Origin of the sequence: Streptomyces luteolifulvus, from assembly GCF_008806595.1 — a bacterium.
GTDB lineage: Bacteria > Actinomycetota > Actinomycetes > Streptomycetales > Streptomycetaceae > Streptomyces > Streptomyces luteolifulvus.
On sequence record NZ_VZRB01000104.1, the window covers coordinates 1 to 892 of the forward strand.

The 892-nt window shown below is 66.1% G+C and carries 1 protein-coding gene; it reads right to left on the minus strand.

All coding sequences use genetic code 11. The features are described from left to right. Positions 1 to 7: 7 nt before the first annotated feature. A protein-coding gene (locus F7R91_RS41775; RefSeq protein ID WP_456243078.1) for an IS5 family transposase occupies positions 8 to 834 on the minus strand; the annotation gives its coding sequence in 2 pieces (ribosomal slippage) (positions 8 to 499 and positions 502 to 834; 825 coding nt in all). Between the last annotated feature and the right edge of the window lie 58 nt (positions 835 to 892).

Below are 892 nucleotides of genomic sequence, written 5' to 3' on the forward strand. Positions count from 1 at the left end.
AGAACTCCTAACAAAGTGAGAGGTTCTTCAGTCGTCGCCAGCAGATGATTGCGCAGGCCAGGCTGAGGAAGGCTTCGTGGATGTCGTCGCGGATCTCCCAGCGGGTGCGTAACCGGCGGAACCAGTGCAGCAGCGCGAAGCTCTGCTCAACCACCCACCGGTGCACGCCCAGCCCCGATCCGTGTTCAGTGCCGCGCCGCGCGATGACCGGGGTGATTCCGACGGCCCGGACCTGCTTGCGGTACTTGTCGTGGTCGTAGCCGCGGTCGGCGTAAATGGTGTCCGGCCGTCGGCGGGGCCGTCCGCGTCGGCCCCGCACCGGCGGGACGGCCTCGATCAAGGGCATGAGCTGGGTGACGTCATTGCGGTTCCCGCCGGTCAGTGACACCGCCAGCGGAATGCCGTGCGCTTCGGTGATCAGATGGTGCTTCGAGCCTGTTCGGGCACGGTCGACCGGGCTCGGTCCGGTTTTGGGCCGCCCTTCAGGGCCCGGACATGGGAGCCGTCGATCACCGCCCTGGACCAGTCCAGCGCACCAGCGGCGTGCAACTCGGCCAACAGCGACTCGTGCAGACGCTGCCAGACTCCCGCGTCGTTCCAGTCCCGCAGGCGTCGCCAGCAGGTCATCCCCGAGCCGAAGCCCAGCTCCTGGGGCAAGAACTCCCACGGGATGCCGGTGTAGAGCACAAACAGGATCCCGGACAGGACCTTCCGGTCATCCAGACGCTTGCGGCCGGGGTGATCCGGCCGGCGCGGCACGACCGGCAGCAACGGCTCGATCCGCACCCACAACTCATCCTGCACGATCCACGGAAGCTGCTGACCCTTCCTCATGTACCAGTCAACAACCCCACAACCACCCACATTCCAGGGCCACTTTGTTAGGAGTTCT